The sequence below is a fragment of the Ruegeria sp. D7 genome (assembly GCF_056534355.1).
Genome location: NZ_JBQFPG010000010.1, coordinates 129,401 through 154,326 on the forward strand (window position 1 = coordinate 129,401; position 24,926 = coordinate 154,326).

Annotated in this window: 31 protein-coding genes and 1 tRNA gene; 13 read left to right on the plus strand and 19 right to left on the minus strand. The window is 52.4% G+C overall.

Annotated elements, in window-relative coordinates; translation table 11 throughout:
• Positions 1 to 3 precede the first annotated feature (3 nt).
• The gene (locus ACRZ9U_RS14905) at positions 4 to 789 is read left to right on the plus strand and encodes a cytochrome c1 (RefSeq protein WP_170398299.1); all 786 of its coding nucleotides are present in this window, start codon (positions 4 to 6) and stop codon (positions 787 to 789) included.
• Between the two features lie 143 nt (positions 790 to 932).
• Here ACRZ9U_RS14905 and mtaB read toward each other — a convergent pair whose 3' ends face one another.
• Together mtaB and dapF are read right to left on the minus strand one after the other, a co-directional pair.
• Positions 933 to 2,189, minus strand: a complete 1,257-nt coding sequence (gene mtaB / locus ACRZ9U_RS14910; RefSeq protein ID WP_170398302.1) for a tRNA (N(6)-L-threonylcarbamoyladenosine(37)-C(2))-methylthiotransferase MtaB — start codon at positions 2,187 to 2,189, stop codon at positions 933 to 935.
• Positions 2,186 to 3,028 (minus strand): diaminopimelate epimerase, encoded by an 843-nt coding sequence (gene dapF, locus ACRZ9U_RS14915; RefSeq protein WP_170408150.1) that lies wholly within the window; start codon positions 3,026 to 3,028, stop codon positions 2,186 to 2,188. Before dapF ends, mtaB begins: the two co-directional genes overlap by 4 nt.
• Before the next feature lie 209 nt (positions 3,029 to 3,237).
• Here dapF and ACRZ9U_RS14920 point away from each other — a divergent pair.
• Positions 3,238 to 3,313: transfer RNA gene (locus ACRZ9U_RS14920), tRNA-Lys, on the plus strand.
• Between the two features lie 332 nt (positions 3,314 to 3,645).
• Entirely contained in the window at positions 3,646 to 4,284 is a 639-nt protein-coding gene (locus tag ACRZ9U_RS14925) for an NYN domain-containing protein (RefSeq protein WP_480902194.1), read from the plus strand.
• A 48-nt stretch (positions 4,285 to 4,332) separates the two neighbouring features.
• Here ACRZ9U_RS14925 and ACRZ9U_RS14930 read toward each other — a convergent pair whose 3' ends face one another.
• Genes ACRZ9U_RS14930 through ACRZ9U_RS14940 form a run of 3 tightly spaced genes read right to left on the minus strand, consistent with a single transcriptional unit; the run spans position 4,333 to position 5,594 of the window.
• Positions 4,333 to 4,845 (minus strand): hypothetical protein, encoded by a 513-nt coding sequence (locus tag ACRZ9U_RS14930; RefSeq protein WP_480902197.1) that lies wholly within the window; start codon positions 4,843 to 4,845, stop codon positions 4,333 to 4,335.
• A gap of 57 nt (positions 4,846 to 4,902) precedes the next feature.
• Complete coding sequence (locus ACRZ9U_RS14935) at positions 4,903 to 5,334, minus strand: hypothetical protein (protein WP_480902200.1); 432 nt, start codon at positions 5,332 to 5,334, stop codon at positions 4,903 to 4,905.
• Positions 5,331 to 5,594 carry a hypothetical protein gene (locus tag ACRZ9U_RS14940; protein WP_480902202.1) on the minus strand — a complete coding sequence of 88 codons (264 nt, stop codon included), beginning with the start codon at positions 5,592 to 5,594 and terminating at the stop codon, positions 5,331 to 5,333. The genes ACRZ9U_RS14935 and ACRZ9U_RS14940 overlap by 4 nt, the downstream gene beginning before the upstream one ends.
• Before the next feature lie 524 nt (positions 5,595 to 6,118).
• On the opposite strand from ACRZ9U_RS14940, the gene ACRZ9U_RS14945 reads away from it, so the two are divergent.
• A complete protein-coding gene (locus tag ACRZ9U_RS14945) occupies positions 6,119 to 6,940 on the plus strand; it encodes a hypothetical protein (protein WP_480902205.1) in 822 nt (273 codons plus the stop codon).
• Positions 6,941 to 7,084: 144 nt separating this feature from the next.
• Here the strand turns inward: ACRZ9U_RS14945 and ACRZ9U_RS14950 are convergent, their stop codons facing one another.
• A complete protein-coding gene (locus tag ACRZ9U_RS14950) occupies positions 7,085 to 8,107 on the minus strand; it encodes a Hint domain-containing protein (RefSeq protein ID WP_480902207.1) in 1,023 nt (340 codons plus the stop codon).
• 379 nt (positions 8,108 to 8,486) lie between these two features.
• On the opposite strand from ACRZ9U_RS14950, the gene ACRZ9U_RS14955 reads away from it, so the two are divergent.
• Both ACRZ9U_RS14955 and ACRZ9U_RS14960 read left to right on the plus strand, forming a co-directional pair.
• Positions 8,487 to 10,289: a hypothetical protein gene (locus ACRZ9U_RS14955; RefSeq protein ID WP_480902210.1), complete on the plus strand. Its 1,803-nt coding sequence runs from the start codon at positions 8,487 to 8,489 to the stop codon at positions 10,287 to 10,289.
• A 777-nt stretch (positions 10,290 to 11,066) separates the two neighbouring features.
• Complete coding sequence (locus ACRZ9U_RS14960) at positions 11,067 to 11,285, plus strand: hypothetical protein (protein ID WP_480902213.1); 219 nt, start codon at positions 11,067 to 11,069, stop codon at positions 11,283 to 11,285.
• Here the strand turns inward: ACRZ9U_RS14960 and ACRZ9U_RS14965 are convergent.
• The 4 genes from ACRZ9U_RS14965 to ACRZ9U_RS14980 all read right to left on the minus strand — a co-directional run bounded on the left by ACRZ9U_RS14965 (position 11,267) and on the right by ACRZ9U_RS14980 (position 15,031).
• Positions 11,267 to 13,210, minus strand: coding sequence for a hypothetical protein (locus tag ACRZ9U_RS14965; RefSeq protein WP_480902215.1), 1,944 nt, complete (start codon positions 13,208 to 13,210; stop codon positions 11,267 to 11,269). The two genes, ACRZ9U_RS14960 and ACRZ9U_RS14965, sit on opposite strands and share 19 nt — an antisense overlap.
• Positions 13,210 to 14,472 carry a hypothetical protein gene (locus ACRZ9U_RS14970; protein WP_480902218.1) on the minus strand — a complete coding sequence of 421 codons (1,263 nt, stop codon included), beginning with the start codon at positions 14,470 to 14,472 and terminating at the stop codon, positions 13,210 to 13,212. The genes ACRZ9U_RS14965 and ACRZ9U_RS14970 overlap by 1 nt, the downstream gene beginning before the upstream one ends.
• 65 nt (positions 14,473 to 14,537) lie before the next feature.
• Entirely contained in the window at positions 14,538 to 14,771 is a 234-nt protein-coding gene (locus tag ACRZ9U_RS14975; RefSeq protein ID WP_480902221.1) for a hypothetical protein, read from the minus strand.
• A complete protein-coding gene (locus tag ACRZ9U_RS14980) occupies positions 14,768 to 15,031 on the minus strand; it encodes an HGGxSTG domain-containing protein (RefSeq protein WP_480902224.1) in 264 nt (87 codons plus the stop codon). The genes ACRZ9U_RS14975 and ACRZ9U_RS14980 overlap by 4 nt, the downstream gene beginning before the upstream one ends.
• 261 nt (positions 15,032 to 15,292) lie before the next feature.
• Here ACRZ9U_RS14980 and ACRZ9U_RS14985 point away from each other — a divergent pair, with 261 nt between their 5' ends.
• The 4 genes from ACRZ9U_RS14985 to ACRZ9U_RS15000 all read left to right on the plus strand — a co-directional run bounded on the left by ACRZ9U_RS14985 (position 15,293) and on the right by ACRZ9U_RS15000 (position 18,278).
• A complete protein-coding gene (locus ACRZ9U_RS14985; protein WP_480902227.1) occupies positions 15,293 to 15,820 on the plus strand; it encodes a hypothetical protein in 528 nt (175 codons plus the stop codon).
• A 672-nt stretch (positions 15,821 to 16,492) separates the two neighbouring features.
• Entirely contained in the window at positions 16,493 to 17,434 is a 942-nt protein-coding gene (gene radC, locus ACRZ9U_RS14990; protein WP_480902230.1) for a RadC family protein, read from the plus strand.
• 182 nt (positions 17,435 to 17,616) lie between these two features.
• The gene (locus tag ACRZ9U_RS14995) at positions 17,617 to 18,027 is read left to right on the plus strand and encodes a thermonuclease family protein (protein ID WP_223117741.1); all 411 of its coding nucleotides are present in this window, start codon (positions 17,617 to 17,619) and stop codon (positions 18,025 to 18,027) included.
• Between the two features lie 20 nt (positions 18,028 to 18,047).
• Entirely contained in the window at positions 18,048 to 18,278 is a 231-nt protein-coding gene (locus tag ACRZ9U_RS15000) for a hypothetical protein (RefSeq protein WP_170398051.1), read from the plus strand.
• A gap of 12 nt (positions 18,279 to 18,290) precedes the next feature.
• Here ACRZ9U_RS15000 and ACRZ9U_RS15005 read toward each other — a convergent pair whose 3' ends face one another.
• Positions 18,291 to 18,629 (minus strand): hypothetical protein, encoded by a 339-nt coding sequence (locus ACRZ9U_RS15005; RefSeq protein ID WP_170398054.1) that lies wholly within the window; start codon positions 18,627 to 18,629, stop codon positions 18,291 to 18,293.
• Positions 18,629 to 19,321 (minus strand): SOS response-associated peptidase, encoded by a 693-nt coding sequence (locus tag ACRZ9U_RS15010; protein ID WP_480902233.1) that lies wholly within the window; start codon positions 19,319 to 19,321, stop codon positions 18,629 to 18,631. Before ACRZ9U_RS15010 ends, ACRZ9U_RS15005 begins: the two co-directional genes overlap by 1 nt.
• Before the next feature lie 158 nt (positions 19,322 to 19,479).
• Between ACRZ9U_RS15010 and ACRZ9U_RS15015 the strand changes: the two genes are divergently transcribed.
• The 3 genes from ACRZ9U_RS15015 (at position 19,480) to ACRZ9U_RS15025 (ending at position 21,803) form a co-directional block, all read left to right on the plus strand.
• Complete coding sequence (locus tag ACRZ9U_RS15015) at positions 19,480 to 19,746, plus strand: hypothetical protein (RefSeq protein ID WP_170398061.1); 267 nt, start codon at positions 19,480 to 19,482, stop codon at positions 19,744 to 19,746.
• A 123-nt stretch (positions 19,747 to 19,869) separates the two neighbouring features.
• Positions 19,870 to 20,796 carry a DMT family transporter gene (locus ACRZ9U_RS15020; protein WP_480902236.1) on the plus strand — a complete coding sequence of 309 codons (927 nt, stop codon included), beginning with the start codon at positions 19,870 to 19,872 and terminating at the stop codon, positions 20,794 to 20,796.
• Between the two features lie 581 nt (positions 20,797 to 21,377).
• Positions 21,378 to 21,803 carry a CAP domain-containing protein gene (locus ACRZ9U_RS15025; protein ID WP_480790590.1) on the plus strand — a complete coding sequence of 142 codons (426 nt, stop codon included), beginning with the start codon at positions 21,378 to 21,380 and terminating at the stop codon, positions 21,801 to 21,803.
• 131 nt (positions 21,804 to 21,934) lie between these two features.
• Here the strand turns inward: ACRZ9U_RS15025 and ACRZ9U_RS15030 are convergent, their stop codons facing one another.
• The 7 genes from ACRZ9U_RS15030 to ACRZ9U_RS15060 all read right to left on the minus strand — a co-directional run bounded on the left by ACRZ9U_RS15030 (position 21,935) and on the right by ACRZ9U_RS15060 (position 24,883).
• Complete coding sequence (locus ACRZ9U_RS15030; RefSeq protein ID WP_480902238.1) at positions 21,935 to 22,276, minus strand: hypothetical protein; 342 nt, start codon at positions 22,274 to 22,276, stop codon at positions 21,935 to 21,937.
• Positions 22,277 to 22,289: 13 nt separating this feature from the next.
• On the minus strand, positions 22,290 to 22,604 hold the full coding sequence (locus ACRZ9U_RS15035) for a hypothetical protein (protein ID WP_480902241.1): 315 nt from the start codon (positions 22,602 to 22,604) through the stop codon (positions 22,290 to 22,292).
• On the minus strand, positions 22,601 to 23,047 hold the full coding sequence (locus tag ACRZ9U_RS15040; RefSeq protein WP_480902244.1) for a DUF5681 domain-containing protein: 447 nt from the start codon (positions 23,045 to 23,047) through the stop codon (positions 22,601 to 22,603). The genes ACRZ9U_RS15035 and ACRZ9U_RS15040 overlap by 4 nt, the downstream gene beginning before the upstream one ends.
• A 10-nt stretch (positions 23,048 to 23,057) precedes the next feature.
• On the minus strand, positions 23,058 to 23,891 hold the full coding sequence (locus tag ACRZ9U_RS15045) for a hypothetical protein (protein WP_480902247.1): 834 nt from the start codon (positions 23,889 to 23,891) through the stop codon (positions 23,058 to 23,060).
• Positions 23,892 to 24,098: a transcriptional coactivator p15/PC4 family protein gene (locus ACRZ9U_RS15050; protein ID WP_480902250.1), complete on the minus strand. Its 207-nt coding sequence runs from the start codon at positions 24,096 to 24,098 to the stop codon at positions 23,892 to 23,894.
• A gap of 100 nt (positions 24,099 to 24,198) precedes the next feature.
• Positions 24,199 to 24,573: a hypothetical protein gene (locus tag ACRZ9U_RS15055; protein ID WP_480902253.1), complete on the minus strand. Its 375-nt coding sequence runs from the start codon at positions 24,571 to 24,573 to the stop codon at positions 24,199 to 24,201.
• Positions 24,574 to 24,682: 109 nt separating this feature from the next.
• The gene (locus ACRZ9U_RS15060; RefSeq protein ID WP_480902256.1) at positions 24,683 to 24,883 is read right to left on the minus strand and encodes a helix-turn-helix transcriptional regulator; all 201 of its coding nucleotides are present in this window, start codon (positions 24,881 to 24,883) and stop codon (positions 24,683 to 24,685) included.
• Positions 24,884 to 24,926 lie beyond the last annotated feature (43 nt).

A 24,926-nucleotide genomic window follows, 5' to 3' on the forward strand; every position in this document is an offset into this window, starting at 1 on the left:
AACATGTTCAAGAAACTTGCAATCGGTGCCGCGTTCGCTTTGGCCCTTGCGCCCGCCTCGACTTTTGCGGCAGGTGGCGGTGAGCAGCACATCGAAGATTTCGACTTCTCGTTCGAGGGACCGTTTGGAACCTGGGATCAGAACCAGCTTCAGCGCGGCCTACAGATCTATACCGAGGTCTGCGCAGCCTGCCATGGTCTGCAATATGTACCTCTTCGGACCCTTGAAGATTTGGGGTATTCGGAAGAGCAAGTCATCACCTACGCGGCCGACAACTTCGAGGTGTTCGATCCCGAGCTGGATGATTTCCGCCCGGCAATCCCGACCGACCACTTCCCGGCCAACAACGGTGTCGGCGCGCCTGACCTGAGCCTGATGGCGAAGGCCCGTGCCGGTTTCCATGGTCCTTACGGTCTGGGCATCAACCAGCTGGTCAAAGGCATGGGGGGCGCGGAATATATTGCCTCGCTTCTGGATGGTTATACCGGTGAAGAAAAGGAAGAAGCCGGTACTGTTCTCTATGAGAACAAGGCCTTCCCCGGTGGTTGGATTTCCATGGCTCCGCCGCTGGCAGAAGATCAGGTTGAATTTGCCGACGGACATCCTGCAACCGTTGAGGCAATGTCCGAAGACATAGCAGCCTTCTTGATGTGGAGCGCCGAGCCGAAAATGATGGAGCGCAAAAATGCCGGTTTCGTCGGTGTTCTGTTCCTGACAGTTCTGTCTGTTCTGCTGTACCTTGTGAACAAGCGCCTGTGGGCACCGATAAAGGGCAAACGTCTGGACTAAGGTCGACGTATAGCTAAAAACTAAACCCCCGCGCCATCACGGTGACGGGGGTTTTTTTGTTGCGATGGTGTGGAAGGGGCCAGCCCCTTCTTGGCCTGCGGCCAATTCATCCCCGAGGTATTTTTGGCCAGATGAAGAACGGATCACACTTGTAATTGAGCTTTGCTGTGCCCCCGTATCGTCGCGATTACGATCTCGCCTTCGGGTTGGGCGTTGCCGAAGGTTACTTCGGTAAATTGTTCGGTGCGGCCCATTGTGGGATTTTCCATCAGGATATTGTGGGTTTTGCCGATCTGTGCCGTCAGATGCTTGATGACCTGTGCATCGCCGGCTGCACGCAGGCGCGCGGCGCGTTCTTTGATGACATTGCCGTTGATCTGTTGCGGTATGCGGGCTGCCGGAGTGCCTTTGCGTTTGGAATAGGGGAATACATGCAGCCAGGTCAGGTTGCACTCGGTGACGAGCTTGAGGGAATTCTCGAAATGAGTCTCGGACTCGGTCGGGAAGCCAGCGATGATGTCCGCGCCAAAAGTCATGTCGGGTCGTAGTTTGATGGCGTCTTCAGTGAAACGAATCGCATCTTCGCGCAGGTGGCGGCGTTTCATGCGCTTCAGGATCAGATCGTCGCCATGCTGCAAGGACAGATGTAAATGGGGCATCAGGCGCGGCTCGGTCGCGATGGCATGCATCAGGTTCTCGTCGACTTCGATCGAGTCGATTGAGCTGATGCGCAGACGAGACAGATCGGGCACCAGTTTAAGGATACGCATCACGAGATCGCCTAGTTTCGGCTGAGCGGGCAGATCCGCACCCCATGAGGTCAGATCGACCCCGGTCAGAACCACTTCGTTGTAACCCTTATCGACCAATCGTTTGATCTGATCCACCACAACGCCCGCAGGGACGCTGCGAGAATTGCCCCGGCCGTAAGGGATAATACAGAAGGTGCAGCGATGATCGCAGCCATTCTGAACCTGTACATAGGCGCGTGAGCGGGTTCCGAAGCCATCAATCAGATGCCCGGCGGTTTCCGTGACAGACATGATGTCGTCAACCTGAACCGCCTCGGTCTGACCGATGAAATCGGCGGCCATGCCTTTCCAGGTATCCGGTTGCATCTTTTCGGTGTTGCCGATGACCGCGTCTACTTCGTCCATAGCAGCAAAGGTCTGCGGCTCGGTTTGCGCCGCGCACCCGGTGACGATCAGACGTGCCGAGGGGTTTTCGCGGCGCAGCTTGCGAATCTCCTGCCGCGCCTTGCGGACGGCCTCGGCGGTCACCGCGCAGGTGTTGACGATCACAGCATCCGTTAGGCCAGCCTGCTGCGACAGTTCTTTCATCGCTTCGGTCTCATAGGCGTTCAGGCGGCAGCCCAGAGTGCTGAACTTAGGCGGGTTCATTCCAGTGACCTCAGGTATTCAGGCGTCAGCGTGCCCGAAAACACATGGGCTGTGGGCCCCGTCATCCAGACCCCATCCTCGCGCCAGTCGACCCAGATCGTGCCGCCGTCCAGATCCACTTGCACCTTACGCCCAGTGAGGCCTCGACGTGAGGCAGCAACAGCCGTGGCGCAAGATGATGACCCCGAGGCCAGAGTGATCCCCACTCCTCGCTCCCATACCCGCATGCGGATGCGGTCGGGGGCGACTATTTGTGCGACCTGAACATTGGTGCGTTCGGGATAGAGTGGATGGTATTCGTAACGCGCGCCGAACTCTTCCATCGGAATGGCCTCGGCGTTGTCGACAAAGAAAGTGCAGTGCGGGTTGCCCATGCCAGTCGCTGTTGGACCACCTTCTATCGGCAGTTCCAGCGTGTCCATCTCTTCCGCCAGGGGAATCTCGTTCCAAAGAAGTTGGGGGTGCCCCATATTCACCGACGTCAGCCCATCGCCAGCGTCGCGGGCCTGCAGTGTGCCGCGTTCAGTTGTGAGCGTGAGTTCGGATTTGCCTGTTTCGTTCATCAAAAACCGGGCGATACAGCGCGTGGCGTTGCCACATGCAGCCGAAGTCGACCCGTCGGCATTGTAGAACACCAGATGCGCATCCGCTTCGCCGCGTTCGATAACCGCCAACTGATCGAACCCCACGCCGAACTGCCGGTGCCCGATTCCCCTGGCAAGGGCCGGGGTGACCGGCACGGCATGCGCGCGCGCATCGACAACGACAAAGTCGTTGCCCAACCCGTGCATCTTCATGAAAGCCAAACCGGTGTCGAGTATCTGTTGCATGGCGGGCATATAACGCCGGTCCAGACATGAATCCACCCTGTCGCGTAGATTCCTGAAAAAAGGGGTTGACCCCCCAGTTCCACCTGCCTAATTAGGCCGCCTATCGGGGCGCCGAACTCATACGAATGACGGCGAACTGAAGTACGAAATAAGGTCTTGAACCCGGTCGGGTATTTACCTTAAAGAGTGCTGCGGATCGAAGAGATCCTTAAAAGAGTGGGCCGTTAGCTCAGTTGGTAGAGCAACTGACTTTTAATCAGTGGGTCGCAGGTTCGAATCCTGCACGGCTCACCACTTTTTATAAATATATATCAAGATTTTATGCAATTCCTCATGTCACTTAGTTGGGTGGCGGAGGCGTATACTTGTTGTTCTGGGGGACATATAGGGGACAATAACTGCGAATTTCGTCTTTCGTGTGCTTCCGTTGAATAGGGGGCCGGCCGCATTGTTAGTCGATCCCTAATGGTTGCCAACGCAGTATAAAAAACAGAAACTGCGACACTAGTTTCCTTGACAGCGAGTCTCTCCTGACTCATATAGGGATTATTGCATCCCGGCAGATTTATCTGTCGCAAGCCGTGGGCGTGAAAATGCTCACGGCATTCGCATTTCTGGAGGTCTAGTTGACGAAGGTCATTGCCTATATTGACGGGTTCAATGTTTACCATGCAATCGAGGATGCAAATCGTGCAGTACGAGGTGCGCGCTCACACTTAAAGTGGCTAAATCTCTGGTCATTGATGGAAGAGTTCATCGATCCATCGGTTCACAAAGTGGACGCAGTTAAGTTCTTTACCGCATACCCGACATGGAATCCTCAGAAGCATAAAAGGCACAAGAACTATGCCGATGCTTTGGAATACGTCGGGGTTACCATAATTGAGGGGCAATTTAAGCCTAAGACAAGTTTCTGTAAAAACTGCAAAACGGAATACAAAGGACGCGAAGAGAAAGAATCTGATGTTAACATCGCGATGCATCTGATTAATGACGCGCACCTGAACTTGTTTGATCAAGCTTTCTTGGTAACAAATGATTCTGACTTACTTGGGCCAGTGAGGCTTTTGCGGAATACTTTCGACAATAAAAAGATCAAAGTAATCGCGCCGCCATTCAGACCACATAGCAAAGAGTTGTGGGCTGCGGCTGACAAAAGAGGCAAGATTCAAGAAGAGCACATGCTCCGAAATCTCTTGCCTGAGACCGCGACAGACGAGCATGGTAACGAGATTTTTCGACGCCCAGTTGAGTACGATCCGTGACGATCCTGCGGTACGTTTGTTTTTCGTATTGTATCAGGAGTTGCTGTCTCACAGAGATGCCATGCCCAGTTCTGAGCTCGCGACCACCAAAGGCGGCTCTTTCGGAAACGACCGGATATCGAACCACTTGAAGCACGTCCCGTCCGCGTTGCGCTTGTCACCCATATGCAGGAATGAACCTGCCGTTCGGTGCCGTATCAGCGCTGCCCTGAATGCCCGCAAGTCAATTAGCCACCAATTTAGGATTGTCCGCCCGTCTGGCCCTGCATGACCGTAGAACATCCAATCTCCGTGGCCGTTCACAATCTTGGATAGTTCGGTTTCAGCCCCGGTCGGCAACTTGGCCCTGATGGTGAACTGATGCGGGTATCTGGCGGCGTAACCGTATCGCCTCACCCTAGCAGCGATCCGCATGTCCTTGGCGTCCAGCATCAACAGGTCGGTGGCTTGGAAGTGGTCCAATGGATCTGGCGCGGCCTGTAGGATATGGCTGCCGATAATGCTCTTTATCTCAGGCAGGAACTGATCCGACCAATGTCGGTTGACGCTGTAATAACTCATTTCAATTCTCACAAAGAAAACGGGCGCAGAGAATACCGCGCCCGATGGAGATGCCGGTCACGCGGCTTCCTCTTTGACCTCCTTCAGGGCCCTTTTTGCAGCCTTGATTGTCTGTTCCATCGGAGCCAGACCCCTGATGTAGGCCTTCATACTAATCTCGATTGCTCGAATTTCTTGGTCGTTGAGCTTCTTCAGATTCTCTGCGAACTTATGCTCATTCTTTAAAGACTTGCGGAACTCTGCAGCCATGCCTTTCGGATCGCCGCACGCCAGCCAGTCGATAGAAATGCCTTCTTCTTTGCACCACTGCAGAAAGACATCATCCACGAGAATATCGCCATCCTCATCGAAACTCAGTCCAGGGTCCGGCAGGTCGAACCATCGGCAGAAGGCGGTTACGCGCTGCTGGCAGGTAATCAAGTCAGAAAAGTCTGTGACAAAGATGTCTGGGTTTGCGTCCAACTCTGTAATTTTGGTCTCAGCGTTCATTGCACTTGTCCTTTCTCAGTGGGTTCAAAGCCCGGTTGCATGTCGAGGATGTCGGAGGCGAGTTGCCCAATCACTTCGAGCAATTCGCCGTACCCCCTCACTGTCAGGTCGATGTTCATCGCGCTGTCGGAGGCCGCGACGCCAGTACGAGCCAGTGCCAGTATCTTGAGAGCCTTGTCGTAGGTGTCGGGCGAAGAAGTAACGTCAAAGATAGGCCCAGACACACTTTCCCCGTTCGCGCGAACGCGTTGTTCAGTCATTGCTGTTTCCTCAAGTTGCCGTTTGGTATCTTACATGGTACTAAAAGTATATGGGCGGTATTGCTTCCATTGCAATACCAAAAGTACCACGAGGGAACAAAAAGTATCATGCACTATGCAGACATCACGCCTCGGCACACTAAGGCTGCGCGTATGCTATTGGGTTGGTCGCAAGGAGATTTAGCTGACAAAGCGGGGCTTGGTGGCTCTACTGTGAAGAGGCTTGAGGCCAAACCCGAGGCGATGGTTAAGGCTGACCTTTCAACCAAGGCTGCACTATTCAATGCTCTAAGTAGCGCGGGAATAGAGTTCTCAAACGGAGGCGAGCCCGGTGCCAGATTGCGCTCCAAGCCACAGCCCCTTGCCACTATTCAGCCTGGCACAGCCAATGACTGAAACGCATTCTGGCGATGACGCAATACATGAGTAATACGAGCAGTTTCTAGGTTTCATGGCACACGCTCCGAGCAGTTAAGCGTAACTGAGATTATTGAATATCTTTGCAAGAAAGACGAAAGGCCAAAATGACTTTGGAAACCATGCTTCCGGTCTATGACCAGCAAATCGAAATTGAGCTTATTAAGATAGATGAGGATTTAACTAAGAGATTGACCGGGGCAACTTCAGAGCTTTCAAGTCGCGGTATGGTGGCTAGTGGCGCTGCTCTAGTTCAGATGGGAAATTGCACCGCTGAATCACTTGAGGCGCGCGCATTGATGGCAATTAAGCTATCGCACCAATGCGCAGAAGCTGCCCGCGTTGAATTGAGCGCTGTCAATGTAGAGGTTTTAACTACTCGCATTAAGGAATGGTTGTTGATGCAAACGCATCTAATAGGTGAGAAGTTGGATGAAACACCATCCCTAAAGAGAACGGAGCAGCAAAAGCATATAGCACATGACATCCTACAAGAGCGCTTGGACTTGATGCACAAAAAGGTTGATGCTGATTTTGCGTTTTTGATGATGCAGGCAACAGCGACAAGCAATGCTGTTGACAGCAACTCAACTCTTGCGCCTGTTATCAGCATTACAGGCCCGGTTGGGGTTATTCAGACAGGCAATCAAAACATCGCCAACGTCTCTCAACGTCTAGACGAGGGAATGGTCGAGGCGCTTAGGGAGGCGCTGGCTTCAATCTCCAAACAATTGGTGCATGACAGCGAACATCCGGATTTTAAGGAAGCCGTCGAAGCGGCAGTTTCGGAGTTGAGCAAGCCCAAACCAAACAAGACAATCCTATCGGGTCTGATGACTAGTATTAAACAGACGATTGAGTTTACCCCTAAACTACAAAAGTTCGCAGACACTCTAGCCCCGTACATGCCTATGCTTGGGCTATATTAGGAAAAATCAGTTTGATGCTTTTGCGGATAGGCCGACATAAGTGGAAGGAGATGATGCAATGACTGAAGCGGACAGAGTATTTGGCGGCTTCAAGAGCGGCGACCGAATCCATGGCTCAAGCGGGGATAGCCTGATTGCTGGTATTCATAGATCAAACTGGTGACCCCTGTTCTCAGGTCTGACAGATTTGGCCATCTCACTGGGCGAATAGAGACCTTCGCGCAGTAAGACTGCCTCATAGGGTTTCAGTGTGGGCAGGACGGTTTCGGCAAATCGTTCTCTTCTCTGACGCAGCTCGGGAAATAGTTCGAAAACCTCGCGCAGCGTTGCGCGATCCATCGCGTCTAGAGAAGTATCGCCGGGGAAAAAGGACTCGGACCATACGCCTTCAACACAAATTAGCTCATGTTGGTCAAAGAGAACGTGGATATAATGAACTTCTTGCTCGGGTGGGAGTTGGAAAACCATTTCACCATCCAGTAAGCCTTTGGCTGGCGCTAGCATCAAGCTTTCACCGAAACACAGCTGCATGTCTGGCGAGGTAACAGCAATTCGGTGTTGTGGCGAAACCGTCAGATCCCGTATCGGGCATCTTCTTGAGAAACTACCTGCACGAAAGCGAATCGGACAGAGATGCGGACTTTGCTGTAAGTCGCCAACGGTGAGGCGTCGTTTGCCGATCCAGCGAACAGGCTTTGCCGTTCCATCGAAAACTGTCACTAGGTCGCCGGGTTGCAAGGTCTCAATGGGTTTTGAGCCCAGCGGTGTCAAAACCTTCGACCCCAGTGTGAAGCATACAAAGGATGGCAAAGTGTCGTAATCTGAAGGAGGTGCAGTAACGATGCTGTTGTTTGTGTTTTCTATCGTGTCTCCGACATCCACATCGCCAGATGTAACAATGATGTACTGGGGGTTGGAAAACTGAACCAGTGTGAATGTTACAGGCTGCCCGCCTATGTCACCGCTATAGGTTTCAAACGTTTGAAAGTTGGTAGAGTCACCTAAGAAATTAGGTACCCCCGAGACGTCGAGCTGCTGGCTTCCATCTGCATCAGGATCTTCAAGCGCATCATCATCAATAATCTCTACCTGATAAGAGTTAAGCACGGTGACGTCTGTGAAGCTTAACGGATCATTGTCAATTTCAAGAATCGTAATGAAAGCCAAAGCGCTATCCCTCGATATACAACCCAATCAATAGCTCAATTTGAAGAATGCAACCTTATGGAGAAAAGATAAAGCTCTGTTACGGTATTGAGGCTGCTTTGGAACGTGCCGTAGGTAAAAGCCAACTAAAAACTCAGATTTGGACTTGACTTCTACTATAACCGCTAAACCTGCTAAACGGCGACGATTGCATGGGGCCTTGAAACAGGGCTTCCACAACTCTGGGGCACTTCCGCTACTCACCGCTAGGACGCGGGCATTCGTTCAAATCAGTTCAGAAAACCCAGCAAAAATACTACGCAAGTTGGGCAAATTGGACTAAATCGGTTTATTTATGGTATGTTGGCGACGATTGCCTGTTTGATTTGATTGGTTTCCAATGGCTACCTTTAGACCCAAAATCCGTTTCCTTCTCTGTCTTTCGTTGTTTTTCATAGCTGCCTCTCCCGAACCGCTTTTCGCCTTTAAGTTTAAGCCTCCAAAAGTCTCTCTCCCCAATTTGGGAGACATCCTTCCAGACCTCTCAATTCCAGACCCAGGTGACATCTTTCGAGAAGGTGAAAGACTATTCAATAAGGGCAGGGAGGAACTGAGAAACGCTATCAGAGACAGCGCCAATGAAGCGGCGAAGTTAGTAAAGAAGACATTTGAGGAGGTGGAAAACGCGAAGGATGACCTGGAAATACTTGTTCGCGAGGGGCGCTGTGGAGGAGATATTTGTGACGCTGTCGATGCCATTGTTAGGTTTACTGAAGCTACCGTGGTGACAACCGGTCATTCCGTTGAAAACGCTGCAAAACGTTTCGAAGAGGGTAAGCCAATAGACGCGCTCTGGCACTTTAGCACTGAGCCGCTCGACAATTGGCAAAAGAACGCTGCAGAAGCCACTGCTCGCAGCTCTGTAATTAGAGCTGTCGGTCAAGTAGCAGCAGGTGCCTATGGAGGGCCTCAGGGTGCCGCCGCCTATGCAGCTTGGCTGACTTATAACGCCACCGATGGTGATCTAGAACTTGCTCTACGCGCGGGTGCAATTGCCGGGGCAACTGCGTGGGCTACCTCGGCAGTTTCCAGCCAAGTAGAAGGCGTGGACATCATCGAAACAATGACAATAGATGAAATAGCCCAAAAAGCGGTCATGCTTGGAGCGATATCAGGCACCGCCGTCGCACTCTCTGGTGGGAGCCAATCTGACATCGAACAAGCGGTTACGGCTGGTGTAGTGATGTCGGTCATTAGGGATGGATACAAAGAGCTGACGCTTGAAGACCTCGACGAAGATACTCTAAAGGCGAGTAATGGTGAACCTTATTGCAAAAATGTCTCACCGAGCTCACTTGATCCCTGCGCACCTGAACCAGAAGCCTATCTACCAAACGATGACGGGGGGGAAGTTCAATTTGATAACAATGGCAGGCCTATTCGCGGAACCTATAAGTTAGACAATGATGGTAATCCAGTTCTTGATATGACCAAGATGGAATCTCGCCGCCCGCATGTCGGAAAGTTTGGAGACAGCCTTGGTGAGGACTGGACGACTTTTCGGGAAACGACAGGCCCGATGCAGTTCCTGTCAAAGATACCTGGTTTCAATGCTATGGCATTCGGTCATGATATTTTTGATATGGAAACTAACAATATAGAAAACGTTGTGCTTCAGAACATTGTCCGCATTGGGACTATAGCACCTTCAATTGTACTTACTTACGAAGGAGCAGGGTACAAAGTGCATGAATTAATACGGCAGGAAGTTGCGGAACGGAGGCAAAGACCAAATTTGGAAAGGATGGAGGGTGGCGAAGAAGTGATTGACATCGAGGTTGAGCCTATTCAACCGAATGACAATGCGATTGTTGAAAAGGGCCTAAATGCGTCGACAGGACGCCCTGCCGGTTCAGCAGCGGAAATACGAAATCTAATATGTAGAGACGGCGATGAATTCAGCAACACTCTCATGGAAATTCAACTCGACGTTGACCGAAATACAATTAATGCCGGGCGGATCTGCTCAATAGACCAAATAGTAGGCCGTGAATGGGTTAATATATGGCATGCGCATTATCAAAGGCATTATTGCATCGAACGATTTAACGAGCTTGCAGCTCGGTATGTAAAGCAGGGTCAAACTTGTTATTTTAGTCTGGGATTGCGAAATGGAGATGATTTGGACGCTTTGAAAAACTAGTGAAACCACAAAGTTCATCGACTTTTTGTCAGGCTTACGTGCGTGGATTTCTTTGTGTTTCATCCCTTCGACTGCTAAAGTGACATTTCCTTGCAATACTTGGCGTCGACACGTTCCTAAAGACGGTTCAAGTTGCGTTAAGAGAGCAGCTTCATAGAAACTTTAAAGCGCTTTTCGGCCTCTATTGCCACCTCTCGAATGGAGCGACGAGGCTGGTTTGAATTCGCCTTTTCAGAAACTTCCGAAGCGCCTTTGTTCGCCACGAAACGGCCCGTTTTTTGCATCACGGGCTGGTTTCGTCATAAGTGCGCGCTGTTTGTATGCTGGCATAACAATATCCTCGGGAAAAGGATTATGAAGCAGGGCCGGTGGATCAATTGAATGAATCAGCTTGCTCTAAGCTCCCGCCGTCCCCGTGCGGCCCGCTTTCTACACCCCTCACAGCAATACTGCGCATCCGTTCTGCGATATTCGGGAAGCTCATCACCGCACCACCGGCAGACCCATGAGCCTTGCTTGACCCGGCTCAGCATGGCGGCGGCCCGTTTCATTCGGTTCCCTGTATTCCCGGTCCAGAAATAGCGTTCAAACATAGCACTGAATGCGCCGTCGCATTCTTCTATCCAAACCGCTCCGGGCTCTGGTCCTGGCATTGTTTCAGCCTCCTGTTATTTGGGCACCCATAGACGGGTTAAGCAGTTGAATTCACTGCTTGCATTAATACTAACTGCCCCTCTGGGCTTTACAGGCCGTTTGCCGGTGTCCATGTTATGGGGCATGACTGTTGCTGAACTGTCTATTTTCCAACTCTATTGCGTGGTTGTGGCGTCTGCCTCGATATTTGCGGCCTTTTGTTGGGCGCTGCGCGGCGTAGTGATGAATACAGATACTCAGCTTTCTTGGCTTGGATACGCCTTTGTTGGTCTCGGCGCGCTCGGGGGAATAATAGGCCCCGCGCTGTACGGTGCCTGGATACTTTATTCAGCACTCAATTGAGGGCCTGTGGCATTCAATACCAATGCTCTCGCCAGTATCCCTTTGAATGGTTCTGACGCTACTTCAACAGCAGCCCGGATTTGAGCAGATAAAGCTCCGTTAGTTAGTAGCTCTGCAATGACCGGAGCAACACGTGCCTCACGGCCAGCAGTGGCTTTCCTGAGAGCAGCGCCGCCGCCATGTCGCGCCGCCAGAAGCCCCGCCGCACCCATGCCAGCACCTTGCAGGTCGCCCGTTGTTGCATACCCTGCACCACCACCAACACCTGACAGAATGCCGTGTTCGATGAGTTGACGGGCAGTGGTGGAGTTCCCTGTGAGCGCTCTGTGCGTCCCTGCAAAAGTGCGCTCGTTCGCAATCTGGTTACGGACAATCTCAGCACCATCCGGCCCCAGAGCGGCTTGCATGGCGTCCTGCTGGCGGCGTGGACCGAACAGGGTATCAACAGCGCCCGGTGTATCTCTGCGGTTCTGCAGGGCGTCAATCTTGCCGCTGGCATAGCCCTGCGCAACTTCGTCAGGGTGCGCAACTGCTGCATTCTCTGCACGGCGGGCATAATCTGCTGAGACACGGGGCTTTGCACCTTCTGCACCGATGTTTACGGCGTTCTCTCGGGTTCGGGCGCTGGTTGCCAATTCCCGAGCACCGCCATACTCCGGCATCATCTCATCAATGCGCTGACGAATCTTCTTTGACAGTTTGCCCGCAATCGCCTGTTCATTGGTTTGACGCTGACCCAGGGCGGGCCGCGCCATGTCGTCTAACGCTTTCTTGGCTTCGTCCAGCACCGCAAGTGTGGAGGGCTCAGTCTTAACGCCTTCTGCAGCCATACGGTCTCGTGCAAGCCTCTGGCCCTGTTTCAATGCCTTGCGCCCCATGTCCGTCTGAAACAGGTCATCAAATGCCTTGAGGTCGATGTCATGACCCAGAGAGCGCGCCTGATTGTAAGCTGCATCGATACTTGGTTTGGTCTTGGTGCGAACACCTTGCACCAAGTCATCAACGGATTGCGGGGCGTCCATCCGAGATGCAGTCAGCAGACTGTCGGTCAAGCGGTCGCTCTGGCCCGCCATACGGGTCTTAGAGGCGGTTTCAAGCGCTTCGCGGGCTTCTGGGCTGGAATTGGCCGCAGCACGCCCTAGAGCGCGCCCACGTTCGCCCATAACGTCAATCAACATGCCATCGGGGCCGAGGTCTTCCAGCTTAGCCGCCATTTCGGGCGTGATTGCCTGCTTTACGCGTGCTGTGGCCTGAGAAACTGGTGTACCGAACCTGCGGGCCAAATAGCCATGCATTGCCGGAGCGCCCATCAGGATGCCAGATGCAGCACCGCCAGTGACCCCGCCTACCGCCGCACCTTCAGCAAAACCTGTGGCTCGATCCTCTAAATCCCCATTAGTATGACCCGCCCCAGCTAAGCCACCGTAACCGAGGCCATCAAAGATGGAACCCTTCACCACCTTTCCCGGTGTTGTCGCCTTTGCTGCGAGACTGAGGCCTAGTTTACCAATACCGGCAGCGCCGGTTGCAATACCTGCCAAATCGCCAACAGTTGCGGCTGTGGGATGATGAACATCAGCCGCCATCGACCGCGCCCGCTGACGTTCAAGATTTCCTGAGAAATCACCAAATTCACCGCCTATACCAGTGGCCGTGTTGCTTGCCGCCAAGAGTTCGTCACCGAACCCAAACAGCGCCGTATCTGTAGCGCTTCGAACACCCGCGCCGATGCTTTCGAAATCCCGAATGTTGGCACGGGGCACAATCCCGCTTTGACGCAAGCCAGTCATGGCGCGCTCAAACAAAGACGGCTCGTAGGGTTCGACGGTCGATCCATCTCCCAAAGGGTGGCCACCTTTTTTCGCGGCGTGTTTTTCCCAAGGCTTCGCCCTAGGTTTCTTGTACTTTTCCCAAGGTCCCGCCATCAGTTTACCTGCTCCCAATTGCTTTCGTCCGCCGGATCGCCTCCAAGAAAGCGATAACCATCCTCAACCACTCCGGCCTGCAACGTCTCGGGCGCTCCACCTGCTGAGCTTGAGCCATCGCTTACGAGGTCGCCAAGTTCGATTTCCCGGTACATCTTGCGGGCCTCGTCGTCAGGAATGCCCTGGTGGATGATGCGGCTATAAATTGCTTCAAGCCGGTCAAGATTGTACATGATATCTTCGGCACTCTGGGCTTGTTCCAGGCTTCCGAAAACGGCTTGCAGCAGGCGGTTCTCGAACTCGGATACCTGACCCAGAGCCCCGCCAGTCGGTGAAGCGTCACGCATGGACTGCAACTTATCAAAGCCAATGTTGGCCTTGATGGTTGTAAGTCGGTTTTTCACAGCCCCGGCGCGTGTGCTATCGATATTGGACAGCAGCCCCCCGGTTACGCCGGTTGCGGGTGAAAGCATGGATTCATCAGAAATCAGTTCTTTCACCATGCCTATTTCATCTAGGACGATGTGGGCGGACGTGGATTTTGCCTGTTCCGCCTTGACGTCGGCGGCTTCGGCTGCTTGTGCCTCCACAGCAGCAGGACCACCGGGGATAACGCTGGCGGTTTGCGTATCAATATCCAGTCGCCACCCTTGCGGTAAACCAGCGTCGGACCCGTAAAGATATCTGCCGGAGCCATCTACGCCTGTATGAACGGTGACAATAGTGCCATCCCCGCCGACTTCTGCAATTTTACCCTTGTTCGCGCCAGAGACGCCAACCTGATAAGACTTGCTCGGGTCCAGATTTGGCAGGGCTTGCCTTTCTTCGGGCGTCAGAGCGCGCCAGCCTTCCTGCTGAGCCTCAACATCCGGCAGAACCCGCGAACCATCCTCATAGTATTGGAAACCGTCAGCGCCAGTGATGATGCGGCGGGGCTTTTCGCTTGAGTAATCCGCCATCACATCGCCGGTGATAGGGTTAACCAACCTATTCCCGATTACGACGCCTTTCTGCGGCGCTTTCGGCTTCATAAGCTTCATGATGTACGGTGCTGCCAGTGCAGGCGGCATGGAAGCCAAGACTTGCCGATATGCAGGATTCATGCGTTCTAACGCTGGACCAGTTGCCTGTTGCATCTGCTTTTGGCGGTCCTGTTCCTCTAGTCGCGCGTACATAGGCGAAAGGTTTGGCATACGGCCAGCGTCAAGCTGCGACAGCCCAAGACCGATACCTTGAAGAACTGTAGCAGTACGGGGCGACATGTTTCCGAAAACCCCCTTCCTGTTCATCGCTTTTGCCTCTGTAAATTCCATTTACCTAGTCCTCTTCAGTGTGGGCCGTAGACGGAACAATGCGTCTCAAGCTGCCAGTGAAGTTTGGCGTAGACCCTAATTGCGGCAATTGTGATTTGCGGGTCCAAATTGGACTCGATGAACGTATCCAGCCAAGGTATCCAAGCGATGATGTCTGGCGGGTAGCGGTCACAGGCCATGGCTACCAACTGTGTGGCAGCAGCCCGCGTTTTCATCTCATCGGTAAGTTCAAATTTGGTAGCCGTCATCGTGCGCCCTCCGTCGCTTCGTAAGCGTTCAGAGCGGCGCGAAGGATGCCCCAACGAACAATTTGTGCTTCAGACTGACGCTTGCGACCTTCTGGCGTTTTTGAGCCAGTCGATAGCCCACCATGCAGGCGGCAACGGCCTGTGCCATTGATTGGCAATTGCTCACAGATGCCGTTAGTGGTTCGCGCGCCGCAGCGGGTGACTGTGAGTGTCTTTTCACCTTCCATCTGCTCGCCTTTTTCTGTCCGTTTCGCCTGCATATCATTCAATATAAGGTACTATATTACCCCAAGGAAGGCAAGAACAGGGCAGGAACATCCACGCAAACGTGAGGTAAAATAGCACTTAACGACTATTAGAAATTTACCTTTGTTTTCAACGAGAAGTTTAATTAGGTTTCGGGGAAATAGGATGTGGCCGGTACGAACCAAATTTGAGGCAGGATCCCGTTGAGCCTGTTGTTGAATAAATCCAAGTTGGGGCATCGGCAAACTTTAAGAAGCTGACTAGGTGCGAACACTATGGATTCACTTAAGCTAAATGAAATTCTGAGGTACTTGGCCACGGGCGCTATTCCTCCAATCTATTTGGTGATTGGATTCAAAGAACCTCTAAATTACTTGCTACTAGAGAATGCCCCAAGCATAGCTCTGGCAGGTATGTTTTTGATTTCCTTCTTAATCGGCTCTGCTTCATATTCCATGTATCGCGCATTACTTTACCCCGGCTTATTTTATTGTGCCGTGCGCATTGTGGGGAGCGACTCGACGCCACACGATATGGATATTACTCGATGGGAAAACCTCGCCAAAAATGGAAACTTGCAGAAATACTTATCTGAATGGGCATCGCAAATTCACTTCATGTATGTTTCATCCGTCCTAGGTCTCTTAACAATTGGGGTAGCCAAATTGGAGAACCTTTCCGCAACAGAATCAAACAGCTACCTGGTTGCGTTTTCACTGCTCTTATTCGTAGCGGCCTTCATAAGCCATTGCCGCTATCTCAAAAGAGAAGCCGCGACTTTTGAGAGAGACGCTCACATCTGATTGCATTGGCCTGGTGAGGAGCCCATGAACGGGACTGCTTCGGGTAAGTTGACGGAGTGGCCAGGTTGTCGTCATCCGTGCTGATTACTTTGTTTAGCGCCCCTCGCTGTGAGAAACGACCTAACCTTCGCTGTCGGACCCACGAAACGCAACGACAACCTGTGGAAGGTCAAACTTGTTTCCTGCATTGTGGAAAGGAAGGGCGGCGCAAACCTTAGGGTAATCTTAGGGTGGTATTCCCAATAGCGACAAAATTAGCGCATTGGTTTTACCGACTAAGGGCTTGGTATTGCTTTTTTCTTTAGGAGTTGCGTAGCATTCCCACGCGATACTGCGCATGAAATGGTGCAGGATCGAAGCAACGGGGGCTACTGTGGCGGCGTACTCTGAAGCAAGGTCAACGCTCAAAGGGATCGAGGTTCCATTCGACCTCGTTGGTAAGCCTGCCGGTGTCTTCTTTCTGTTAAACGAGATTGAGCGCCGGAAATCGCATGCAAAAAAGGCGACAGATAGCGGGCCGTTCGAACTGAAGCCATTCATGCTAGTGGATGAGTTTATCTTTAATCAGCGTGCTTGAGACATGGGTTCCATTTCAGACTACATCTGACGTTTTTACCACTCGTTAACCAACTTTTGGGCATGGTCCTAGGATTGGTGCATGGAGCGGTAGCCATGAAAAAGTCGGCGATACTGGACAATCTCAAAGAGGTCATAGGCCGCGATAAGCAGAGGTTCGGCAAGCTAGTTAAGCACGATGGGCAAGGTGGCTTTTCAGAGGATGAATTGAAGGGACTAGAAGAGCTGTATGCGCGCTCCGCTCCGCCCGAGGCTATCACTGAACCAGCACACTCTCCATCGTATGTGTATCGAGACCGACTTTCACGAAAGAATGCTGCTGGTGGTGGCATGATTAAAGACGAGGATGGGGTTAACCGGCCTCACTATTGGGGGCATCGTGAGCGACTGCGGCAACGCTTTCTCAAAGGCGGTCACGATCCAATGCCGGAATATGAGCTTTTAGAGCTGCTGCTGTTCAACGCAATCCCGAGGATTGATGTAAAGCCGTTGGCAAAACGTCTACTGGCTGAGTTCGGCGACCTAAACGGTGTTATCGCGGCATCAAAGCATCGTATTCTGAAGGTAGATGGGGCTAACGAATGGGTTTTCTATCACCTGCGCGTTGTCGAAGCCTTCGGGCACAGAATGGCGCAGGCACAGATAATGAAGCGGGATGTTGTGTCGTCGTGGGAAGACTTGGTGACCTACTGCCGAACCGCAATGGCGCATCGCGAGGTTGAACAATTCCGGGTTCTCTACATGGATCGCAAGAATGTTCTGATTGCTGATGAAGAACAGGCCAAGGGTACAGTTGACCACGTTCCGGTCTATCCGCGTGAGGTTGTGAAACGTGCCTTGGAACTGAACGCCAGTTCGCTCATCCTCGTCCACAACCATCCATCTGGCGACCCGACGCCCAGTAACTCCGATATTGTCATGACCGAACGAATTAAGGATGCCTGTGACACAATGGGCATTGTCATTCATGACCATGTTATCATTGGGAAGAAGGAAGAATATTCCTTTAGTGCTAATGGCTTGCTCATGCGCGATTAGCGGCGTAGCTGTATATCGCCGATTGCCATTGAAAGAATGCCAATGATTGAACTCATCTTAGTTTTGGCGCTTTGTGTTTTCATCGGAAGCTCGATTGGGAAAGTGCTTACCTGGTGGGTAAACAAGAAGTTGGATCAGCGAGCAGAACGTCGGTCTAATACTGCAAAGCAAGGAAAACCGTCTTGATACGCTTTATCTGCCTGATTGCCTTGCTAACCGGCTGCGCTTCAGACGGCATTGTGTCTTCCGATATCTATGTCCGAGATGCGGATACGATTGTTCTATTTGGAAAGAAAGGGACGCCTGTTCGCTTTGAAGGTGTCGATGCTCCCGAACTGGAAACCCAAGAGGGACAGGTCAGCAAGCAGTGGATGATAGACTACCTCCGGGGTCAAACCGTGCGATGCGACCTGACCGGCGAGATGAACGGAGACCGCCATATCGGCACATGCTTTGTCGACGGTGAAAACCTGAGTGCAACAGTTATCGCCGCGGGTCATGCATTGGATTGCCCAAAATACAGTGGTGGCCGCTACAAACACCTTGAAACCATAGAGGCCAAGTCACGGATCAAGAGGGCCAGTTATTGTTGAAAATCATGAGGAGTAGTTGAATGGGTGGCCTCTTAGTCGCCGTTGTGGCTGGATGCTTCGCCAAGAGTTGGCGGCAGGCCTTGGTCTATGGTGGATTGGCCGGGGCTTTGATAATCGGCGCAGTTCTATTTTCAGGCGCTGGTGATACTTTCACCGCCGGTTCAGTGGTGGCGAGGATCGGGATATCAATGATCCTTTCTTTGCTAACTTATGCGATGGGAAAATACGCTAAGACACCGACAAAACAGTAGAGAACAGCGAAGCTACGAACACCATTCCGAGTTTGTTTTAGCCATGAGTTTGAATGAGCCGCTGCCGCACAGGTCCGCTTCACCTTGTGCAAGCTCCAGTTCGAATGCCTCAATGAGCGGCGCAATCAATTGCTCGTCCAGCATATAGAATGACACCGCATCCCGAGCACCGCGAGAAAGCACGTTGTCAGCATTCCAACCCCAGCGTCCCCGTCCGGCATGAGTATTTAGCCAGCAATGTATCTCACTAAGCTTGTAACCGAACCCTTCTTCGGGAACTTGAACCCGCACTCTGATTGGGAAGTACTTCTCATCCGCTGCTTTCTTCGGTGATCTGCTGCGCGTGACCATTACGCCTCGATAACGTCGATTAACTCCGGCCCGTCATCATCGCGGCCAATCGGTGCGACCTTGTGATAACGCATACGCCCATCCCATTCCGTGCCCAAGTTCTGCGCTTCGTCGTGGTCAATCTCGCCTGACATCCACGGCACAAGGTTCTCGTTCGTTAGAATTACCGGTGACCGTGCATGTATGTGTTCGATTTGATGCAACGCAGGGCGAGTGAGAATTGTGCAGGTGTTCAGACCAGACGAGAGGCGCGAGTAGAGGCCTGCGAAATACATGCAGGGGTCATTGGTATCTGTCTTGATAAACCAAGGCTGTTTGGCCCCCTTAGGGCCTGTCCATTCATAGTAGAAACTGGCCGGGATAATGCATCTGCTGCTCTTCCAGGCAACCCGGAACGAACCCAGTTTATGCGCCGTTTCTATCTTTGCGTTGAAAGTGGTGGGTTTCCACTGTTTCACGTCTTCCTTGAACCAGTGCGGTACAAGCCACCAGCGTGCCGTAGAGCTAATAAGTCGGTCGTCATGGATGAACGCCATATCCAACATCTGAGTTGGCTTGACGTTCCAGCTCATGGACAGGTCTTTGGCGTTTGGATCGCGCTCAGTTGGGATAGGAACGCCGTTCACGATCCAGTTCTGCAGAGCATAAAGCTCCGCCCACGTCATTTCGGGTCTGCCGAGTCGTCCGCACATTCGGTGAGCTTAGCAAAACAGGGGGAACGTTTGGTGAACTTTTTGATGGTTGGCGACGAGACTGGCGGCAATTGTGCGGACTAAACGGACAACCGACGAATAAACCAAACGAGCCGCTTTGCCTTGAATAAATGTCGCAGGGATATCACAGTCATATGATGAAGCTTTTGTTGCACCGATATCTTCAAGTTCGTCTCAGCATCGAAAATTCACGGATTTGGGAATTTGCCACAAAGACCACCTTAAGACTTGTAATCAGTTCATTGATTGTCTTCACGGCTGCAATGCTCACGATGCTTGTCTCAGTCTTTCTCTTCACTTGGAGCAAGGTTCTTGGTTTATTGGCCTGCGCCGCATTTGTAGCGCTATTGTTAGTCGTCAACATTTTGGCAGATGAAGGTCGTCGGCGGGAAAAGGGGCGTTAGGGGCTCGTAGCAGACATTCGAAGTCAGCAAGACGGGAGCGGAGCTTAGGCTGCAAAGAAGGACAAAGCTGTGGCTCGTCGAATATCTAAAGACGAATTATCAAATGCGTGATAGCTCCAGATTATGGCAACGACATCTGCGCGAATTCGACCGTCGATCCCTAACGCACTTGCGGTTATTGGTGTCCTTTTTGCTTCAATCTGTTTCGGACTGGTTCCCTATTTTAGCCGTAACCTGACTGAACAGGGCGTCGCGCCTTATGCTGTCGCATTTTATCGCTATATTGTTGCGGCATTCCTTCTGCTTCCTGTTCTCATCCTGCACCGAAAAGCATGGCGAGAGATAACTTGGGGCCTGTCAGCCGGAGCCATAATGGGACTTGGTTGGATCGGATATGTGACGGCGCTGGAGAAGTTGCCCGCATCGACAGTGGGTGTGCTATACATGACCTATCCGGTGTTCACCCTAGTCATTGCCTGGGCTGTGTTTGGCGATGCACCCACGCGACGCGCCATGTTGGCCGCTGCTCTGATTGTGGTCGCGGCTGTCATTGCTGGTTCGCCCGCGTCAGTCCCTACAGAGCATGTACCAACGCTGCTTATATCACTTGCCGCTCCATTCGGGTTTGGCTTCGGAATTTGCGTCCTGGTGCACAGGTTGTCACGGATTGCGCCATTAGCGCGCATAGCGTCAGTTTCTCTAGGGTCTGTTCTTGGCCTCGCTCCGCTCATTCTCGGTGCTGACGTTGGAGAGCTTCTCCCGCGTGAGCAATCTGATTGGCTTCTCATAGCTGGTATTGGACTAGTCACCGCGTTCGTGCCCCAGCTAATTTACACGATTTGCTCACCTGTCATCGGAGCTTCCCAAACTGCAGTAGTCGGGAGCATCGAGTTACCTACGATGTTTGCCGTGGGATTTCTTGCCTTTGGAGAAGCCATCTCTTTGCTTCAAGCTTTGGCATGTGCCTTAGTGTTGGGCGCAATCGTGATTACAAGAAGTAGAAAGACGCGCACCGTATCTACCGTGCTCGCAAATTCACCGAGACGTTAGTAGTGGGCTAATAGCCGACATCCGACCAAGTCGATGTGTTAGTGCAGAACTCGAAATTTGCTGACAATAGGCCTGCCGAACACCCCCCATTTATGGCGGGCTGAATATGACGGGTTTTTTGTGCTATACTGTGCGGGCCTCCCGGTTCGGGAGAAGGGGAAGAACCCACCGTCTCACAAATGATTGAGAGTGAAGGTGGTGAGGGGCTGGATGAGGGGGTCTTAGCCAGCCCCTCTCTCTTGAGGGGGTATCCGGAGTGGTAGTGTTGTTCCGTTGAACCCAATCTACTCCGTTAGCGCCTTGTCCGAAATTGGGGGATTCCCGTAGACCCCTTATTTTCTTATCTCAGACACAATTCAAACACGCTGCACCGATACCAAGCAGGTGCGGCGCGTCGTGATGGGATTAGCGATTTCGATGAGGGGGTACGAGTTTGGCGCGTCGTACCTCCAACCAGCGAAGCTATTATCTATGCAAATAGAATCCTTGGTGCGATATTGTTGTTTCATCAAGACCGGTGGGAATTCAACATGCTATCTATGGATCCGTGTGAATCATTCTAGGCAAAACCTGGTGGAAAAATGCTGACGCGTTTGTTGTTAATTCTGGCGTTTCTTTTGCCCGCGCCACTCGCTGCAAACCCCACGGCGACTGACGAACTGAACACGTTTCGAAAAAGCCAAGGTCTTCAAGGGTTAGTCTACAGTCGGAAGTTGGAGAAAGCCGCCAAGTCTCATGCTGAAGACATGGTGAAGAAGGGCTTCTTTTCGCATACCGGCTCTAACGGCTCTGACGTGGGTAAGCGGGTGCGCAAGGAAGGCTACGAATGGTGTTTTGTGGCGGAAAACATTGCCAAAGGTCAAAATGGTCTGGACGCTGTGATGTCGGCTTGGGCGGAGTCACGGGGGCATCGTGCCAATATGCTGTCACGCAGGGCCCAGGAGTTTGCGCTGTACGAGGCTGCGGATCGTACCTGGGTGATGGTTCTAGCCGCACCCTGCCGGTAGCGTTTTGATGAGGATTGGCGAACAACGTAATAAGCGATTCACTAACTTTCGTTTTCAAAAACCGTTCCATTGAACGCATCATTCGAACGTGCTCATTGGTGGCTTTCCACATTTCCTAGACCCCACAGTGTTCAGTGCCAAGCAAATTGCCAACCAACAGCGGGCAAAAACCGACTTTTGTTTTCAGTGCTGAGCACCGTCTGGCACGCATCATCAATCCGATGGCTGAAGTCTCTAAACTCTTCGTCATCAAGTCGCTCGACCTTGATGTCTTCCAACCCATCGATTTTGGCTGTGGAAAAGAAAATGTCAGGTTCCAGCCTTACCGAGAAATCATCAGGTGCACGACAAAAACCCGAGACGCTATGCACCAGTCGCCCATCTCGGGAGTAAAACTCTATATCAGGCAAAACCAAGATTGGGCCTTTTGCAGATACTTGCTCAAGCTTTTCTAGTCTTTTGCGAACGCTCATTTTGTGCTTCCCATCAAATCCAATTGACATCCCAGCGCAGAGTTACGGTGGCCCCAGCGCCTTTGCCTAGAAGGTTGCCAGCCTGATCGAAACGGCGCATGAACTCGGCACCAGTCTCACTTTCCTCACGCTCTAATGTGACGGTTTCTTCTGAATCCGAAACGCCAACGATTGCACTGTGGACCCGCTCCGCAAGATTTCGAGGATACTCGCCATCTGTTGAAATTGGTTCGCCACACTTGTCAAAGAATTCGCCTTTCACGATGGCGACCTTGAACTTGTTGTCTGATTTTTTTTCCAGTTTGTTCACGCGGTTTTTGATACTCATTTCTTTGCCTCCAGTGCCGCAATCCTTTGCTCAAGGTCGGTCATTTCCAGAACCCGTCTGTACTGCTCAACGAGCCCCATGACCGTTGCTCCCTCCAGTGGTGTAATCTCGCCGCCTGAAACCGCCTTCAGCACCGCCTGCGAGGCTTTCGAGGCCTCGCTAGCAGTGCTGATAGGTGGAAGCTCAAAGTTGACTGGTGCGTCCTTTCTGGTGGGCGCTATCCGTTCCAGGCAAAGACGAAGGGCCGTGCTGTCGCCCTCAAGTGCCATTTCAACAGCCTTCTGGGTGATTTGCTCAGACTGGCCCTCTAGCAGCTCCTCAACCGCCCGTGTGACCCTGTGACGGGTTCCTCTGGGCTTGCCGGGATTGCCGGTTGAAAAGGTGCCATCCGGGTTCCGCTCATCCGTATTCGCTCCGCTTTTTCGGTTCTGTACACTGCTCAATCGTACCTCCTTAATTCGATGCCCTTGCCGATTGTGCTAGGGCGCTATCCAGCGCTGCCCTTGACACCTTTTCCCCTGTTCTTTGCCAATCCGACCCTCTCTCCTGGCCTGAACCTTGAGATTGGGAAAAATCTGAAATTTGCGGCGTCTTCGTTTTCGTCTTTGTTTCGTTTTCGTCTAGTCTTCGTATCGTCTCGTCTACGTCTCGTGTGTCGACAGGGTGTGCAGAGGGTGACGACACGGTGTCCTTCCCGAAGGCTACGATAGGGGCGAACAAAGAGCCAATTTCAGCTCGGGTTGCTACAGAAGCCGATTCCAGTTCGCTGTTCAGGTGTTCGCACAGGGCGTCTTCGTATTGCTGCCAAGTGGTGTTCAGCAGGGAGCGGATTGTGTCTCTCAGTTTCGGCCAGTCGCTGCTGTTTGGATTCCAGTTCTGAGCCCGTTGAATCGCTCCAACCGCCAATTCTGCGACCCCGCCGATAAGAATGTCAGCGCGTGTGTCTTCCAGCGGTGTCGTGTAGCTAAGGTCCATGGCCAAAGAGAGGGCACGTGAGGCGTTCTCAGGCGGCCTCTGGCGGAGAAAACCGGTTATCCTGACAAACTCTTCGTTATTGTCGAATTGGATCAGGCCGACTTCACTTAGACGCTCAATGACGGGCTCGATGTCCGCGACCTGGGCATCACGTTGCCACATGACCAGGGGATACTCGAACTGCCCTGTGTAGCTGCCGAGCGGGGAAAGATGGGCGCACAAGTACGCCCACTTTTCTTCGTGACTGCATTGCCTGAGCTTCTTGGAATTCAGGATACTGGAATTGATCTGAGTAAAGGCCTTCTGTCCCATCTATGCAGCCTCCGCCTTGCTGAGCGCGTCTATGAACTCCTGCAGCAATGAGGCCCAGAATGACACGCCCTGTTTGCCGGGGCGCATGTCTCCGTCTTCTGAGATGAAGTAGACGCGAATATTGATGAGGTCGTGCCCACGGAATTCATCCCGGCTGACACGGTATTTCTCGCGACTGTTCTTGGGGATCTGTGTAATGAGGGCCATTAGCGGCCCTCCCCAAAATACAATGCTGCGACAATGCGAGCAGCAGCCTCAGTAAGGCCATGCTTGCGGCGAAGAGTAGATACTTGCAGGTCAACAGTTCTCATGCCGCCACCTCGCCGGTTTCAATCAACTCGACCTGCGATACCAGAACATAGATGCCGAACTTTTGGCGTCCGGTGTCTGCATCGCCACGATACATCTTGCATTCGATGTTCACACCGTCGTCGCGGCGCAGAGGTAGCACTTGATCCGAGAGGCGGCAGTAGGAAGCCGCGTAGAGTGGCGACCGCATTAGCCCTTCTAGGACTTGGCGCTTGTGCTTGGATGCATAGATTTCGCGCGGTTCCTGACCCGGATCAGTGACCCGATAAAGAGCCGGGGCCGTCAGATTTGGTAGGTCTGTCCAGCGATACACACGAAGCGCGTTTGCCGGAGGTCGTTCGATACTCGTTGTTTGGTTATTACCGATAATCATTCGATATTACCTTTCTTTTGTTGAAAGGCATCGGACGTTCGGCTATTCTCTCAGTACCACCTAAAAGAATTCGCCTCTGCCCGTGCCTATTGCGGGTAGGGGTTTTCTTTTAGGCGGCGACACGTTGCGATTTTGCTTGCTCGATTAAGCCTTGGATTTCGGCTTCCGACCAACGGGTCGTGCCCTCCAGTTTGACCGGCTCGGGAATTTTCCCCGCAGCGGTCCGACGCCAAACGGTAGCGACACTACAGCCAAGAATGACTGCGGTATCCCTTACCGAAAGAAGGCGGTCTCCTGTGGTTGCGTTCATTTTCAACACCTCGCGGTTGATTACGATGTGTTGATGTATAGGG